At 39.1% G+C, this 14,957-nt stretch carries 16 protein-coding genes; 10 read left to right on the forward strand and 6 right to left on the reverse strand.

The genetic code is table 11. The annotated features are described in order from the left end of the window. The first annotated feature begins 127 nt into the window (after positions 1 to 127). From BM107_RS24870 to BM107_RS11570, 4 genes are all read left to right on the forward strand, one after another. Complete coding sequence (locus BM107_RS24870; protein ID WP_166672347.1) at positions 128 to 298, forward strand: hypothetical protein; 171 nt, start codon at positions 128 to 130, stop codon at positions 296 to 298. 196 nt (positions 299 to 494) lie between these two features. After that, positions 495 to 911 carry a tRNA (adenosine(37)-N6)-threonylcarbamoyltransferase complex ATPase subunit type 1 TsaE gene (tsaE, locus tag BM107_RS11560; protein ID WP_090983441.1) on the forward strand — a complete coding sequence of 139 codons (417 nt, stop codon included), beginning with the start codon at positions 495 to 497 and terminating at the stop codon, positions 909 to 911. Positions 912 to 984: 73 nt separating this feature from the next. After that, positions 985 to 2,211, forward strand: a complete 1,227-nt coding sequence (locus BM107_RS11565) for an alanine dehydrogenase (protein ID WP_090983443.1) — start codon at positions 985 to 987, stop codon at positions 2,209 to 2,211. 74 nt (positions 2,212 to 2,285) lie between these two features. Continuing rightward, entirely contained in the window at positions 2,286 to 2,969 is a 684-nt protein-coding gene (locus BM107_RS11570; protein ID WP_090983445.1) for a M15 family metallopeptidase, read from the forward strand. A 206-nt stretch (positions 2,970 to 3,175) separates the two neighbouring features. On the opposite strand, the gene BM107_RS11575 is transcribed toward BM107_RS11570, so the two are convergent. From BM107_RS11575 to BM107_RS11590, 4 genes are read right to left on the reverse strand one after another with little or no spacing between them, the layout of a single operon-like run. After that, positions 3,176 to 3,676: a phosphoglycerate mutase family protein gene (locus BM107_RS11575; protein ID WP_090983447.1), complete on the reverse strand. Its 501-nt coding sequence runs from the start codon at positions 3,674 to 3,676 to the stop codon at positions 3,176 to 3,178. Positions 3,677 to 3,713: 37 nt separating this feature from the next. After that, positions 3,714 to 4,790 carry an aminotransferase class I/II-fold pyridoxal phosphate-dependent enzyme gene (locus BM107_RS11580; RefSeq protein ID WP_244278797.1) on the reverse strand — a complete coding sequence of 359 codons (1,077 nt, stop codon included), beginning with the start codon at positions 4,788 to 4,790 and terminating at the stop codon, positions 3,714 to 3,716. Next, positions 4,762 to 5,787, reverse strand: a complete 1,026-nt coding sequence (locus BM107_RS11585) for a glycosyl hydrolase family 18 protein (RefSeq protein WP_090983451.1) — start codon at positions 5,785 to 5,787, stop codon at positions 4,762 to 4,764. The genes BM107_RS11580 and BM107_RS11585 overlap by 29 nt, the downstream gene beginning before the upstream one ends. A gap of 28 nt (positions 5,788 to 5,815) precedes the next feature. Then, positions 5,816 to 7,144 (reverse strand): D-alanyl-D-alanine carboxypeptidase/D-alanyl-D-alanine-endopeptidase, encoded by a 1,329-nt coding sequence (locus tag BM107_RS11590; RefSeq protein WP_090983453.1) that lies wholly within the window; start codon positions 7,142 to 7,144, stop codon positions 5,816 to 5,818. A 51-nt stretch (positions 7,145 to 7,195) separates the two neighbouring features. On the opposite strand from BM107_RS11590, the gene BM107_RS11595 reads away from it, so the two are divergent. From BM107_RS11595 to BM107_RS11620, 6 genes are all read left to right on the forward strand, one after another. Continuing rightward, complete coding sequence (locus BM107_RS11595) at positions 7,196 to 8,443, forward strand: aspartyl protease family protein (protein ID WP_090983455.1); 1,248 nt, start codon at positions 7,196 to 7,198, stop codon at positions 8,441 to 8,443. 91 nt (positions 8,444 to 8,534) lie between these two features. Next, the gene (locus BM107_RS11600; RefSeq protein ID WP_090983457.1) at positions 8,535 to 11,051 is read left to right on the forward strand and encodes a zinc-dependent metalloprotease; all 2,517 of its coding nucleotides are present in this window, start codon (positions 8,535 to 8,537) and stop codon (positions 11,049 to 11,051) included. 126 nt (positions 11,052 to 11,177) lie between these two features. Next, on the forward strand, positions 11,178 to 12,053 hold the full coding sequence (locus BM107_RS11605; protein WP_090983459.1) for a phosphodiester glycosidase family protein: 876 nt from the start codon (positions 11,178 to 11,180) through the stop codon (positions 12,051 to 12,053). A gap of 70 nt (positions 12,054 to 12,123) precedes the next feature. Then, positions 12,124 to 13,041 carry a hypothetical protein gene (locus tag BM107_RS11610; RefSeq protein ID WP_090983461.1) on the forward strand — a complete coding sequence of 306 codons (918 nt, stop codon included), beginning with the start codon at positions 12,124 to 12,126 and terminating at the stop codon, positions 13,039 to 13,041. A 115-nt stretch (positions 13,042 to 13,156) separates the two neighbouring features. Then, on the forward strand, positions 13,157 to 13,348 hold the full coding sequence (locus tag BM107_RS11615) for a cold-shock protein (RefSeq protein WP_010599196.1): 192 nt from the start codon (positions 13,157 to 13,159) through the stop codon (positions 13,346 to 13,348). Positions 13,349 to 13,435: 87 nt separating this feature from the next. Continuing rightward, positions 13,436 to 13,963, forward strand: coding sequence for an RBBP9/YdeN family alpha/beta hydrolase (locus tag BM107_RS11620; RefSeq protein WP_090983794.1), 528 nt, complete (start codon positions 13,436 to 13,438; stop codon positions 13,961 to 13,963). Positions 13,964 to 14,060: 97 nt separating this feature from the next. On the opposite strand, the gene BM107_RS11625 is transcribed toward BM107_RS11620, so the two are convergent. Continuing rightward, the gene (locus BM107_RS11625; RefSeq protein WP_090983464.1) at positions 14,061 to 14,543 is read right to left on the reverse strand and encodes an anti-sigma factor family protein; all 483 of its coding nucleotides are present in this window, start codon (positions 14,541 to 14,543) and stop codon (positions 14,061 to 14,063) included. Then, positions 14,540 to 14,881 (reverse strand): sigma factor-like helix-turn-helix DNA-binding protein, encoded by a 342-nt coding sequence (locus tag BM107_RS11630; protein WP_090983466.1) that lies wholly within the window; start codon positions 14,879 to 14,881, stop codon positions 14,540 to 14,542. Before BM107_RS11630 ends, BM107_RS11625 begins: the two co-directional genes overlap by 4 nt. Positions 14,882 to 14,957 lie beyond the last annotated feature (76 nt).

The following is a 14,957-nucleotide window of genomic DNA, read 5'->3' on the forward strand; positions in this document are numbered from 1 at the left end:
TCTCTTGAATTTGTTTCAGGGTTTGTTCGTTTGAATAGTAAGGCCAAAGCAATCATTGCAAGAATAAATATGCCTGTATTTTGTTAAACTGAAGCATTATTCTTAATTTTAATTAGAGTTTAGACATATGAATATTTCGATAACTCAAACCAGTTATATTGAGGCGAAAGTTGATAAAACCAGCCATTTGGCTTCTAAAGAAGATTTGGCGAATGCTAAAACTGATATGATTAAATGGTTTGTTGGCTTGTTTATAGCGTTGGCTTTAATGATTATCGGCCTCTACTTTAAAGGTTAATTGTATAATTGCTCTGATGATGACTTATTCATCTAGCTAAAGTTATAAGTTACATATTTAGTCGGTTGTCATCTTGAGACTTTTTCATTCAATAGAATCGTCATCCTGAACTTGTTTCAGGATCTGTTTCATTCAAATTTTAATAGCAAGGCAAAAGCAATTCAATTATGTATTACTTTTGCCTTTATTTTACAAAATGGATATCGAAGTAAATAGTTTAGCCGATTTACCTGCTGTCGCTCAGCAGCTTTCAGATTTTGCAGGCAGTGAGAAAGTCTTCATATTTGAAGGCGATATGGGCGCTGGAAAAACAACCTTCATCAAAACTTTTTGTGCAGCTTTAGGCATAGCCGATGTAGTTTCGAGCCCAACTTACTCTATCGTTAATGAATATGATAGCCCTAACGGACCGGTATTCCATTTCGATTTTTACCGGATAAAAGATATCCGCGAAGCCTACGATTTGGGGTATGAGGAGTATTTTTATGGTGGTGGTATTTGTTTAATTGAGTGGCCGGAGCGGGTAGAAGAATTATTGCCCGAAAATCTTATTAAGGTTGTGATCAATGTGCTGGATGAAAACCGCAGGCTATTCCGCTTTTCGAAGGTATAACAATTCGTTATCAATAAATTAACAGATTTTGCGTACCTTGAACAACCTAAAACTATCATAATTTTAATTCAACATGGCTACAGGATTACGCGAAGGAATGGCCGATATAGCTCGTCAGGGTTTATTACAAACGCAAGAAGCAACGTTAGAAACCAGAAATAAAAAAAATAATCTATACATAGGAATACCCAAGGAAATTTCTTTTCAGGAAAATAGAATTGCATTAACCCCTTTATCTGTTGCTTTACTGGTAAATAACGGGCATCGGGTTGTTTTAGAAAGCGGAGCAGGCATTGCCGCTAATTTTTCTGATACGGAATATGCAGAGCAGGGCGCAAAAATTGCCTATAACAAAAAGGAAGTTTTTGATGCTGATATCCTGGTGAAGATTGCGCCCCCAATGCTGGAAGAGATTGAAATGATGCATAAGGGGCAAACGCTTATCTCCTCCTTGCAGACCGGAACGCTTAAGCAAGATTACCTGAAAGCCTTGATGCATAAAAAAATTAATGCGTTATGTTTTGAGAATCTTCGCGACGAGGGCAATACACTGAGTGTAGTGCGCGCGATGAGCGAAATTGTAGGTTCGACCTCTATTTTAATTGCCGCAGAATATCTGAGTAATGTAACCGGAGGAAAAGGCTTAATGTTGGGTGGCTTCACAGGGGTTCCTCCAACAGAAATTGTGATTTTAGGCGCCGGAACGGTGGGTGAATATGCTGCCAGGACTGCCTTGTCATTAGGTGCAGAAGTAAAAGTTTTTGACAGTTCTATTTACCGCTTACGCCGTTTGCAAAATAATCTGGGCAGCAGGGTATTTACCTCGGTTATGCAGCCTATCGTTTTAAATAAGGCTATCACAACCTGCGATGTGGTAATCGGCGCCATTAGGGCAACTCATGGGCGTAGTCCGTGTATAGTGATGGAAGAAACGGTTGCCCGGATGAAACCACATTCGGTGGTGATTGATGTTAGTATTGACCAGGGTGGTTGTTTCGAAACTTCTGAAGTAACCAATCATGCCAATCCGGTTTTCAGAAAGTATGATGTAATTCACTATTGTGTGCCTAATATAGCCTCCCGCGTTCCAAGAACGGCGTCGTATGCGCTGACCAATATCTTTGCACCGATTTTATTGGATATAGGCGAACTGGGAGGTCTGATGAATATGGTTTGGAATAACCCGGGAATCCGCGAAGCACTTTACATTTATCAAGGTAACTGCACCAACAAGGATCTGGCTGATATGTTTAATTTGCCATTTAAGGATCTTGAATTATTAGTGGTCTCGAATCAATAAAAAGGTTGGATGTAAATGTATGATGTAAGACGGATGTATCCTGAAGCCACAGTCAAACATCTTGATGCTAAAGTATGAAAATCAAACTCTTTACATTATTTCTTTTCCTCTCGGTTAGCGTTTGCGCGCAAAATAAGCCGTCCACCACAAACAAGCTTGTAGTGGTAAGTTCCTATAATCAGTACCTGGCATCCATAAAAACAGACCCGAACAAAGAATTGGTTGAAATTATCAAAGCCATTCCCAATATTAAACTGGATATCCGCTACGCCACTAAAAATAATTTTATGCGGCAGATCATGTATAAGCAGGCGAGGGCTTTTGCGCGAAAGCCAGTGGTAGAATCTTTAAAAAAGATCCAGAGGGAATTAAATAAAAATGGTTACGGCTTAAAAATATTTGATGGCTACCGTCCGTATGCCATTACCGTTGAGTTTTATAAAAAAGCAAGTGATAAAAATTTTGTAGCCAATCCCGCAAAGGGATCTAAACACAATAGGGGCTGTGCAGTAGATTTGACGTTGATTAATTTGAAGACGGGCAAAGAACTTCCGATGCCAACACCTTACGATAGTTTTTCGGCTGCTGCTGCAGCCAAGTATGAGAATGTAACTCCGGAAGCAAAGAAAAACCGTGATTTTCTTATCGCCATCATGGCTAAATACCGCATGAATGTGCTGGAAAATGAATGGTGGCATTATGATTTCTCGGAATGGAGAAACTTTGATTTAATGGATATTCCATTCGGGAAACTGTAGTTTATTAGTTCAATTGCCATTGGTTTATTATCAGTTCTTCGATAAGCTGACAAACTCCACTAGTGTGATCGTCATTCTCGTGCATGCGGAATCTTAATGCAAACGTCGGTGGTGTAAGATGTTATCATCTTACACTAAATTACTTAATATTTAATTTTCAACTGTCAGGTGGTAAGACCTGACAACACAATAACCTGAGTTAAAAACTACAAATGGTGTGGCCTGCCGTATTGGTCCATTTTTACCCGCGCTTTATCTCCTTTAACCGATAATTCAAAAATATAGTCATAATCATCGTCTGTTAATTCTTCTTTGGGTCTTTTACCGCCAAAGGCTTCAATAATCTCCAGCACGGTGTTAGAATGGCCGGCAATAATCACGTTTTTGCCAGCATAATTGGTTTTAATGCTGTCCACAAGCGATTTGATGTCTTTATAATCAACCACTTTCGGAATCACCAGTGAATCTAATGTTTGGTGTGTTCTTTTCGTGGGTGTGGCAAAAGCAACATCAAACTTTACCTTTTTAAGGTATGTAGCTAAATCTCCCGCCCGGATTCTTCCTTCATCAGAGAGGCCTGGGTTATTATCCTGTGGATTGGATTTGTCTTTCTCGGCGTGCCTGACAACCCAAACCGTAGTGGTTTGCGCAGAAACGATATTAATGAAGAGCAGTGTTAAGGCCAGTAATACGAAAAGTTTTTTCATACCATAAATATTGAAAAATTAATTGGATCAGGAAAGGCTAAAAATTTATGGCTGCCACCAGTTTTCCGATATCTTCTTTCTCGTGCCAGGAAGAAAGCACTATGCGATCTAAAGGAGCATCGCCAGGGTTTGGATAAGGGAAAGATGAAATTAAGATCTGCTTTTGCAGGAGCTTTTCTGAAGAATTAATTTCACTGGACAAATACACCGGAAAGCCAGATGCGTGTTTCCAGGTATGGTTTAATGCTGTTTCAAACAGCAGCATATTGTTTTTAAGTTTGTTTAATGCCTTGCTGTATATTTCACTTGCGTGTAAAAATGCATAAAGTCCGGCCTGACCAGGTGGCGAAGCGCCTATAAATGTATTTGAATGTTTAAGTTGATCAATTACTTTATTGGAAGCTAAAACAATGCCCGCGTCTATCCCCAACGCTTTGGCCATTGAGGCAACTACTACATTTTCAATGTTGTCTTGTTTGGGAAGATTTACGATAGTACCTATACCGTTGTTGTTTACACCAATTCCGTGCGAATCGTCAACAATTAGCATGATGTTTCTATCATTACGGATTTCTTTAACAAATTCGAAATCGTAAATTTCGGGCATCAGGTTGTTCATTGAATTGCTGATCAAAACCCAACTTTTTTCTTCAGATGCATTTATTTTGTCGATGGTTTCCTGTTTCCATGCTTCAAAAGGCATTAAATTTCTGGTTTGATTTTCTGCTAACCAAAGTGCAGGGTGTGTGGATGGGGCATAAATTACCTTTCCGAGTTTCGATAAAGCCTTAATGGTAAGCTGCGCTGCTAAATATCCGCTTGAAGTAATCAAAGCGGCTTCAGCTCCAAAGCGTGCCGCAGCTACTTTCTCCGCCTTGCTGTAAATACCCAACTGGATGTTGTTGGTGCGACTTGTTCCGTTATTTAAACCAAATTTTTTAATCCCTTCAATATATAAGTCGATGAAATCCTGATTTTGTGGAATGCCCAGATAAGCCGTTCCGCCAAAGTATAAATAAGAGGTATTTCCAATGTTGATGGTGTTTGAAAAAGGTTGTTTTATGGATTTAAAGTCAAGCATCATATCAATTGTAGTTTCTGCCAAGCTCGTCATTTGCAGCACGGATAATGGACTTATCACCATTGTCATCATGGTAGAATTCCCAGAACATGATTCCATTTGCAATATCTTTGGCAAGTTTAGCTTTTTTTCTAGTGGTTATTGTTCCATTAAAATAAAATTGAATGCCATCAACTAAAGCATTATCTAAACTCACATCGACACCAGCGGCTACAAAATCACGATAGGCCTTAGCTGAATTATTGGCATTCTTACCATAAGCAGGGATGCCTAAAACGGCTTTTTCCCTTGGCATACCACGTGTATTTAACCAATAATTTAAACTGGCAACAGCCATATTATAGGATGCATGTTGAATAGACTCATTTTTATCCCAGCCAATTCCATCATAAACCATAATATTAAAGAAATCCACAGCAGGGAAAACCTCAGATTTTAATCCGTCACGGATACTGCCGGCGTATACGCCAGGGGTTATGGCCGCGCTTAAAAATTTGTGGTATTTATGAAGTGAATCTGAAAGTTCTTTCATTAGCAGCACATAATTGTCTGCCGACCCATCGCTGGTACTTGGATACTCCCAGTCCATATCTATGCCATCCAGGTTATTTGTTTTGGAAAAAGTGAGCACATTCTTTACAAACAAATTTCTGGTAGCTGCAGATGCAGCCATGGTTACAAAAATACTTTTTGTGCCAGAAATCGAAATACCTGTTTTCACCCCATTTGACTTTGCTTTTTGGATTACGGCTGTAAATCGGCCAGGTTGTGCTAATGCCGCTAAACTTCCGTCCGGATTGGGATTCAGAAAGGCATAAAAGAGGTGTGTAATCATTTTAAATTTCGAATCTGCGATACCAGCCGGATCCCGGTAACTTGGGAAATAACTTATAACCTTAAAGTTATTGTCTGGTACGTATGGCGTGCCAGGAAGAGGTGGCTCAAAAGGCGCTGTTATGGAATCATTCTTTTTGCAGGATGATACGATAAGCAGTACACAAATGCCGGTTAGCAAGTATATTTTTTTCATAGGTTAGGTGTTTTGATGTTGCGTATGCTTAAAAATGATCGTGTATATAGGTCATGATTCTCACCATTTCCGCACGTACCTCGGCAGTTGGTTTTACGAAGTTGTTGTTCATGAAAGAAAAAATATAGGTTTTCCCCTTTTTGGTGAGTACATATCCGCTTTGGTTATGAACACCCCCGAGTGAACCCGTTTTACCAAAAACAAAAGGTTCACTGGTTTTAGGATAAGCACTCTTTAAAGTGCCGCTTTTACCGCCTGCAGGAAATAGATCAAAAAGCTTTTCGGGATTATTTACCAGCCTGTAAATGGAATCAAGAAGGTATACATTGTCTCGGGGTGTAAATAAATTTTGGCGGGACAGTCCAGATCCGTCAACCCATTTTACTTGATCAGGCAGAAAAGAAAGGTAATTTTTTGTAATGTATTCAATGGCTTTCGCCGTACTTAATGTATCGCCAATCTGATTGGCACAAACCAATAAAAGGTGTTCTGCAATAAAATTATCGCTGGGTAACATCATGTACTTTAGAACCGAATCCCGCTTAGCACCAGGCAAGGTTTTAGCATCCTTAGGTATTTTTTGCTTTACGATTCCAATGGGTTTGTGTAAGGTGTCTGCCAGGATCTCAACGGTTAATTGCGTTGTCGTTTTATAGGGGTTTTGTTGATTATAACCAGGTTTTACCACAACTGCAGGGTAGTGAAAGCGGTTGCTTAAGAAATCTCTTCTAACCTGAAAGTTGCCTGTTTTCTGGGTAGAATCTATTTCAAAACAAGGGGCAAAAACCTTTGGTTTAATATTAATCTTATTAGGTGAGGCATAGGTAGAAGTAACCATGTTGTCCATGATGGGCATTTCGGTAATTTCCGGCTGGTAATAATAGTCGTAATCATCCCAGGCCCAGCCTTCGCCGAAGAAATTACCTGAATATCGACCGGGAGAAAAGAATAGCTTTTTATCTGATGCCAGGAGAAAATTGTATGCGGACTTGTCTTTTATTGCAAACTGTAAAAAAGCAGGGTCGCCGGTTCCCCAAAAAATCAACGAATCATTCTGCTCGGTATATTTTAAAGCCGGCATTAAATCGGGCAACATTTTTAGGCTTGCAAAAAAAGTATACAGTTTGGTGTTGGATGCAGGGGTAAAATACCGGTCTGCATCTTTTTGAAAAATCATTTTTTTATCTGCCGGATTATAGAGCGCAAAGCCAACCTGATATTGCTTAATCACCTGCGAATTTTTAAATTCTCTGGCCACTTTTTGTGAAATAATCTTATTCGTTGAGCAGCCCGCTAATAAGCTAAGTGACAGAACAAATGCGATAAAAATAAAATTATGATTTTTTAAAAGAAACATGTGCTAAATTTAGGAGACATAAAGATTAACTAATTTATTAAATTTAGTTTAATGTTAGCCAAATATAACCCTGGTGTAATAATCTGTTTACGTAAACTGACCATTTGCACACTGCTTGTATTGCTCACATTTTCCGGGCATGGCCAGGAGTTCCTCTTTAATAGAAAAAGGCAAAAACAGTCAATTTCTTTTAAGTGTATTAAGAACCTGATGGTTATTCCGGTGTTTGTAAACGGAAACGGGCCCTACGATTTTGTGCTCGATACTGGCGTTGGTCCCATGATTATTACCGATCCATCTATTATCGATTCCTTGAATTTTGGTAAACTCCGTAAAATTAAAGTTCTTGGCCTTGGCATTGAAAGCGTTGATGCTTATGTTTCTCAAAGTCTTAATGTTAAAGTAGGCAGCGCCAGCATCAAATATATACCAGCGGCGGTGTTAAAAGAAGATTTGTTTAACCTGTCAGGACATTTAGGACTGAAAATTTATGGCTTGCTGGGATATAGCTTTTTTAACAGTTTTATTGTTGATATCAGATACAGTGAAAACAGGCTGATTATCTACGATCGGGACACCAGGATTAAATACCGGGGAAAAAAAATCCCAATCGAAATTGAGAACCAGAAGCCTTACATATTTGCTACCATTGATGTGCCTAATGGTAAAACTGTTGAAGCGAGGTTTTTGATAGATACCGGGGCCAGCCATGCTTTATCGCTCGAAATGCTGAATGGAACAGGATTCCCTCTGCCTGAGAAAAAAATCAAAGCTAATTTGGGAATGAGTTTAAGCGGGCTGATTAAGGGATATGTTGGCCGTATAAAGAGATTCAATATTGGAGGATATGTTTTCAAAGACGTCGTTTCGGGATTTCCTGATTTTGCGAGCATTGCAGATAAAATTGATCTATCTAAACGGAATGGCAATTTAGGCGCCGATTTACTCCGGAAATTTAACATTCAGTTTAATTATCAGGATGGTTTTATTTATGTTAAACCCAATGGATTCAGAAAAGTGCCTTTCGAACATGATATGGTGGGTATGGTGTTATATCTCGACCAGCAGACATATAAAAGAGTATTGATTGGTGAAATAGACGAAAATAGCCCGGCAGAAAAGGCCGGTTTACAGCCTAATGATGAAATTATCGGCGTAAACTTTAAAAGCATGGATGCCTATTCTTTAAATGATCTTACTGAAATGTTTAAATCGAAAGCAGACAGAGCCATCATTCTCGAAATTTTCAGGGATAATCAAACCTATTTTAAAGTAGTTAAACTCGAAAAGAGAATTTGATAAGCGTAATTTTACAGTTACAAATGGTTTGTCGTGTAACAAGGTTTTAACTTTAACCTCTTATTGCCAAGCAAACTAACTTTATATACACATGAATAAAAATCTTAAGGTACTTGCCCTTGCAGGTATCGTAGCACTTGGCATAGCCGGAACCAGTCCGGTATATGCCCAGAAAAAATCCAAAACAACTAAAGGAAGCACTCCAACAACTCCAACGGCAGCTCCCGCGGCAGCACAAAAAAAAGAAGGCATTAAACCATTTGCTGAAGTAATTACTGCAAAGGCGAGAACAACAAACGGTTTATTTAAAACACATAAAGTTGATGATAAATGGTATTTTGAGATACCGGATTCAATGATTAACCGCGAAATGCTCGTAGTTACCCGTTTGGCAAAAGCGCCTGCAGGAGTAAAAGTGGGTAACCAGCAATATGGTGGGGAAGAATTAAACGAGCAGGTATGGAAATGGGAGCGTAGAGGTAAACAGGTTTACATTCGGGTACCTAGCTATTCAACCAAAGCTGATCAGAACAGTGATATGTACGAATCAGTGCAAAACTCTAATCTTGCACAGATTTTGGCAAGCTTTGAAATTAAAGCCTATAACAAAGACACAACAGGCGTTGTGATTGATGTTACCGATTTTTATAACGGTGATATTATGGCCATCGGCGCTACGGATCAAATCCGTAAAGCATACAAAGTTACGATGTATGATGGATCGCGCTCTTATATTGATACGATAAAAACTTTTCCTATTAATGTGGAAGTAAAAACAGCCAAAACTTACCGTGCAGCGGAATCTCCTACTGATAGCAGTAATGGAGCTGTTACTTTCGAGTTTAATACATCGATGTTATTATTGCCAAAAACGCCTGTGAAAGCCAGGATAATGGATAGCAGGGTTGGTTATTTTGGTCAATCTCAAATCGATTACGGAAGCAATGCACAAAAAGCAGAACGTACAGCCTACATTCACCGCTGGAATTTAGTTCCAAAGGATACAAATGCCTATAAACGGGGCGAATTGGTAGAACCGGTAAAACCGATCATCATTTATATCGACCCTGCAACGCCAAAAAAATGGGTGCCGTTTTTGATCCAGGGAATTAACGATTGGCAGGTAGCGTTCGAAGCTGCTGGTTTCAAAAATGCCATTATCGGTAAAGAAGCGCCGACACCGCAACAAGACCCTCAGTTTAGTGTAGAAGACTCCAGGTACTCGGTAGTCCGTTATTTTGCCTCAGATATTGCAAATGCTTACGGCCCGCACATTAGCGATCCCCGTACCGGACAAATTTTAGAAACGCATATTGGTTGGTACCATAACGTAATGAACCTGTTGCGTAACTGGTATTTTGTACAAACAGCAGCCATTAATCCTGAAGTGCGTAAAGCACAATTTACCGATGCACAGATGGGCGAGCTGATCCGTTTTGTATCATCACACGAAATTGGACATACTTTAGGCTTGCCACATAATTTTGGCTCAAGTTATGCTTATCCTGTTGATTCCTTACGTTCAAAAACATTTACCGATAAGCATGGTACCGCGCCATCAATCATGGATTATGCACGTTTTAACTACATCGCTCAGCCTGGTGATGGTGTAACCAAACTTCACCCTCAAATAGGAGAATACGATAAATGGTCTATAAAATGGGGTTATTCCTGGATTCCCGGCAACAAAACCGCAGAGCAGGAAAAGGAAGTTTTAGACCAGTGGACATTGAAAAATGCAGGTAATCCTTTATATTTCTACGGCCGCCAGGGCACCTCATTAGATCCGCGTTTGCAAAGCGAGGATTTGGGCGACAATGCCATGAAAGCCAGTACTTATGGCATTGCTAATTTAAAACGCATTCTTCCAAATGTTGAAAAGTGGACCTATCAAAAAGGAAAAGATTACAGCGATTTAAAAGAAATATATACCGAAATTGTTGGCCAGTTTAACCGTTACATGGGGCATGTAGCAACCAATGTTGGTGGTTTAAGCGAAAACTTTAAAACTTACGACCAAAAAGGACCGGTTTATGCCTATTTACCTAAGTCAAAACAAAAAGAAGCTGTTACTTTTTTTAACCAGCAGTTATTTAATACGCCGCTTTGGTTAATCAGCAATGATCAGTTAAGTAAATTTGATAATGGTGTATTGTTAAACCGCATTAAAGGCGTTCAAACAAATACTTTAGGTAATTTACTATCAGCATCCCGTATTGCCCGCTTGTTAGATAATGAGACTAAAAATGGCAAAGCTAAAGCATATACCTTGCCTGAATTATTTACAGACTTAAGGTCATCCGTTTTTGTACCTGGAAGAGCAGATGCATTTAAACGTAATTTACAACGTGCCTACGTAGACCGTTTGCAGGATCTGATGACTAAAGAGAATGAACTTCCGGTTGGCTTCCCTGTAGATTATGCTGCAAGTTATGGTTTAACGCCAATCAATGTTGGCTTATCTGATATCAGGCCATTGGTTCGTGCGGAATTGAAAACCCTATTGGCCACCACAAAGGCCAGGGCTGCTGCCGGTGATGCCACTACCAAAGCACATTATGAAGATTTAAATATCAGAATTAAAGATATTTTAGATCCGAAGAAATAAATAATTGCATGGTTGAATGTAGCCATGCATTCAATGATTATTTTGCGTTAGCTAAACCTCGCAGGTTTCAAAAACCTGCGAGGTTTTTTAATGACAAGTTTTTTAATTTTATCCTAAAACAAGGTTATGTTTAAAAAGATATTTTTTTCCGTTGCATTATTTACTTTAAGTTTCTCATCCTTTGGCCAAAATGCCGATTCCATTACCGTTGTTAAAACCAAATGGCATAAAAGCAGAATCGCCCGGCAGGTGGTTTTATTCAGACATCATTTTGATCATAAAAATCTTTTTGCGGCAAACCAGAATATTTCATTTTTAGAAATTAAAAATACAGGTCGCAGGGCCGTTTTTGCTATCGGGGCAGAAGAAAGAGAGTTGCTTACCACCAGCAATTTTGGGTTAAGGGATAAGGCAATAGCAGCGATAAACGGCAATTTTTTCGATGTAAAAAACGGAGGTGCTGTAGATTTTGTCCGTGTTAACGGAAAAACCATCAACACAAACCACTTAGATAAGAATGGTAATAGGGCCAGGCATCAGGAAGCAGCAGTTGTAATTGAAAATGGAAAAATTTCGATTAAAAAGTGGGATAGGACAACAGACTGGGAAACAAAACTGACCGCCAATGATATGATGTTGAACGGACCTTTACTAACTTTAAACGATATTGATGAAACCTTGGATACGACCAGTTTCAGTCGTTTGCGTCATCCGCGTAGCTGCCTTGGGATAAAGCCAAACGGGCGGGTGATTTTGTTGACCGTTGATGGAAGAAATGATCATGCTGCGGGCATGAATTTGTTCGAACTAACCAAACTGATGCGTTGGCTAGGCTGTACAAGTGCCCTAAATTTTGATGGTGGTGGTTCAACTACCTTGTGGGTTAATGGAATGCCTGATCATGGAGTGATTAATTATCCAACCGATAATAAAAAATGGGATCATGAAGGGCAACGTAAGGTTGCCAATGTCATCCTGGTGAAAAAACAGGGCAATAGATAACGTTGCCCTTCTGATAATGCTGTTCGCCTCTGGTTAAAAAAACCTATTTTAGCTCAATATTTTCGTCGACATGTTTAAAAATACCATATACCCTATCTTTTTTGTACTGATGATTTCTGCCTGTAATTATGGCGCTAAAACCAGCAATCCAACCTTAAGGGATTTTACTTTCGAACCTGTAAAGGGCATTCGTTATGTTGAAGTAAAGCGGCGTTTTAAAGATGGATATTCTTTCAATCGGGAAGGTTTTATGCAAAAGCCATCATGGATTATTGAAGTGGTAAAAGAAGACACGATGGCTGCATGGAGCCCACAGAAAAAAAGGATGCAGAATTTTTACCTGCAGTACGACCACGCCAATGTATATAATTTCGCAGCAGAATTTTTTAAAGTGAAGCACATCAGTAAAGACAGTTTGGTTTTTCAAAGAATACAGGTAGACGGAAAGGTGATTGCCACGGATGTCCGTTCCGATGTAAACATGACTTTTTACGCTCGGGATTATATAAAAAATAAATTAAAAACGAAAGCCGAAGAACTGCAAAAACCGAGCAAAGCCGACACCGCTTTTATAGAGAAACGTTCGGCCGAAGTTAATGCCAGTAGTGACAGGGCTTTTGCCGCAACAAATCCGGTTCAGTTTATCCCTAAAAGCAAAATTGCAAGGGTTGAAAAAATCAGTACGGTAGACCGGACGAATAACAGAACCGAGGCTTACGATTACATGTTTCCACAATATATTATCAGGATAGATCGCGCTTATAAGGATTTTGCTTACCAGGTTTCGGCTATTGTTGATTTTCAGGGAGGAATACATGTAAAAACGGTTTATAACGTGCTTCCTGAAAATGCTGAAGCTAAAAAAAAGGTAGCGCAGGGAATAGCCGATATCTATGTCAGAAACCTTTTTAATGTTGCTCCGGGAACAACATTGGAGATTCCGCATAATAGCGAAATTACTTTGACCATGATTGGGAAAGCAAAATAAAAGGCCTTAGTAATCTGTTGTTTACAAAAAATTAATGTTAAAAAATGTTAAGATTTTATTTTGATTTTAAAAATTAAAACTTACCTTGCATACTTAATTTTTAATATTTAATACAATGCAAGAAGGCACAGTAAAATTCTTCAATGTAACTAAAGGTTTTGGCTTTATCATCCCTGCGAATGGCGATAGCGAAATTTTTGTTCATTCAACAGGTCTTATCGACGAAATCCGTGAAAACGACAAAGTACAATACGAAGTTGCCAACGGTAAAAAAGGCTTAAATGCCGTTAATGTGAAAGTAATTTAATTTATTTATCATATTTACACATGAGGCTGCTTTCTTGCGATGGCGGCCTTTTTTATTTCATTTTTACGCGGATTCATAGTGTACCCAATGAACCATTACTTTATTGTTCCTGGCCTGGGTAATTCAGGCCCCGATCATTGGCAGACGCATTTTGAAAAATCCGGAGATCATTTTATCCGTATTAATCAATTGGAATGGGATAAACCGGCCAGTAGAGAGTGGATTGAAACGATTGAACAGGCACTTGTTGGCTATGATTTGGACAATGTAATTTTAATTGGTCATAGTTTAGGTTGCACAGCAATTGCAAATTGGGCAAAGGAATACCAAAAGAAGATAAAAGGTGCCTTATTGGTTGCGCCCAGCGATTTGGAAGCGCCGCGTTATACTTTTGATACAGTCGGTTTTGATCATGTACCTTTAGCTAAAATCAATTTTAAAAGTATTGTTGTAGCCAGTTCAAATGATGAGTGGGTAACATTAGAAAGAGCTGGGTTTTTTGCCGAAAATTGGGGCAGTGAATTTATCAATATTGGTAATGCCGGACATATTAATGCTGCCTCTGGATTTGGAGAATGGCCAACGGGATTGGAGATTTTGAAAACTTTGGGTTAACATTTAACTTGATGAGTTCCCTCATATTCCGCGAAAGGTGCGATGGCCATAGGCCTGCGTAAATCATTCTGATCTGCGGGAACGCTGTAAAGCTATCTTACTTCTGAGCAACTTTTTTCCTTAAAAACTGATCAAGGAATACCAGTCCTACCACCAGATCAAAAAATAGAAAGCTATACAGTACAGTTGGCGTAATATATTGATCTACCCTAAAGTTTAAATTAGTATTAAATCCAAATTTGGGCATACTTAGCGTAGAGTTGTAAATTACATACCCCAATAGGGATAGCAATGATAGGACGAAAAAGCCGCCAATACAGTAAATTATCTTTTTATCCACCTTGGTTTTCATGGCTACGGGTGCCGGCGCCAGGGCAATACTTTCCATCACATTTCTGGTAAAAGACATGGAAGGCTCATCAAGATCGAGTGCATTAAAAGCCGAATTAAGTTCTCGCAGCTCCTCATACTGCGCCTTAATCCCGGCATTGGATTCAATTTTCTCTTCAATGGCTTTTTTTGAAGATTCGTTGAGCTTCCCATCAATATAATCCCAAAGCTGTTGTTCTATCGTATTCATAGTAACTCCTTTACTTCATCCTTTAACAAATATTGTAATTTTTCTTTAAGTCGCTGCCTGGCCCTATGCAATTTTACCTTTATGGTATTGGGTTCCATGTGTAACGTTTCGCCAATTTCTTCCAAACTCTGTTCGCCCTTATAAAATAGTGTAATAATGGCGGCATCATCCGGTAAGAGCTGTGTAATGGCCATATTTAAAAAAGCATGGCTGTCTTGCTTCTCGTACCCATTTGCACTAAAGGCAGAGGTCTGATTTTCGAGTTGCAAAACGGCGCTTTCATCATCTATTTTCAATACTTTTTGGATCAGCGCTAAATCTGTAGTGTTTTGCTCCATGTTTAGTAGTGAGACTACACAAAGGATGATCAGGTTACACGTGAAACATGATTAAAGAGATTTATATCTTTGGGTT

Origin of the sequence: Pedobacter suwonensis, assembly GCF_900111825.1 — a bacterium.
In the GTDB taxonomy this organism is placed as follows: domain Bacteria; phylum Bacteroidota; class Bacteroidia; order Sphingobacteriales; family Sphingobacteriaceae; genus Pedobacter; species Pedobacter suwonensis.

Bases quoted from the DNA above. Each gene is read 5' to 3' on its own strand.
- BM107_RS24870 (WP_166672347.1), top strand. From the start codon at position 128: ATGAATATTTCGATAACTCAAACCAGTTATATTGAGGCGAAAGTTGAT.
- tsaE (WP_090983441.1), top strand. From the start codon at position 495: ATGGATATCGAAGTAAATAGTTTAGCCGATTTACCTGCTGTCGCTCAG.
- BM107_RS11565 (WP_090983443.1), top strand. From the start codon at position 985: ATGGCTACAGGATTACGCGAAGGAATGGCCGATATAGCTCGTCAGGGT.
- BM107_RS11570 (WP_090983445.1), top strand. From the start codon at position 2,286: ATGAAAATCAAACTCTTTACATTATTTCTTTTCCTCTCGGTTAGCGTT.
- BM107_RS11575 (WP_090983447.1), bottom strand. From the start codon at position 3,676: ATGAAAAAACTTTTCGTATTACTGGCCTTAACACTGCTCTTCATTAAT.
- BM107_RS11580 (WP_244278797.1), bottom strand. From the start codon at position 4,790: ATGACGAGCTTGGCAGAAACTACAATTGATATGATGCTTGACTTTAAA.
- BM107_RS11585 (WP_090983451.1), bottom strand. From the start codon at position 5,787: ATGAAAAAAATATACTTGCTAACCGGCATTTGTGTACTGCTTATCGTA.
- BM107_RS11590 (WP_090983453.1), bottom strand. From the start codon at position 7,144: ATGTTTCTTTTAAAAAATCATAATTTTATTTTTATCGCATTTGTTCTG.
- BM107_RS11595 (WP_090983455.1), top strand. From the start codon at position 7,196: ATGTTAGCCAAATATAACCCTGGTGTAATAATCTGTTTACGTAAACTG.
- BM107_RS11600 (WP_090983457.1), top strand. From the start codon at position 8,535: ATGAATAAAAATCTTAAGGTACTTGCCCTTGCAGGTATCGTAGCACTT.
- BM107_RS11605 (WP_090983459.1), top strand. From the start codon at position 11,178: ATGTTTAAAAAGATATTTTTTTCCGTTGCATTATTTACTTTAAGTTTC.
- BM107_RS11610 (WP_090983461.1), top strand. From the start codon at position 12,124: ATGTTTAAAAATACCATATACCCTATCTTTTTTGTACTGATGATTTCT.
- BM107_RS11615 (WP_010599196.1), top strand. From the start codon at position 13,157: ATGCAAGAAGGCACAGTAAAATTCTTCAATGTAACTAAAGGTTTTGGC.
- BM107_RS11620 (WP_090983794.1), top strand. From the start codon at position 13,436: ATGAACCATTACTTTATTGTTCCTGGCCTGGGTAATTCAGGCCCCGAT.
- BM107_RS11625 (WP_090983464.1), bottom strand. From the start codon at position 14,543: ATGAATACGATAGAACAACAGCTTTGGGATTATATTGATGGGAAGCTC.
- BM107_RS11630 (WP_090983466.1), bottom strand. From the start codon at position 14,881: ATGGAGCAAAACACTACAGATTTAGCGCTGATCCAAAAAGTATTGAAA.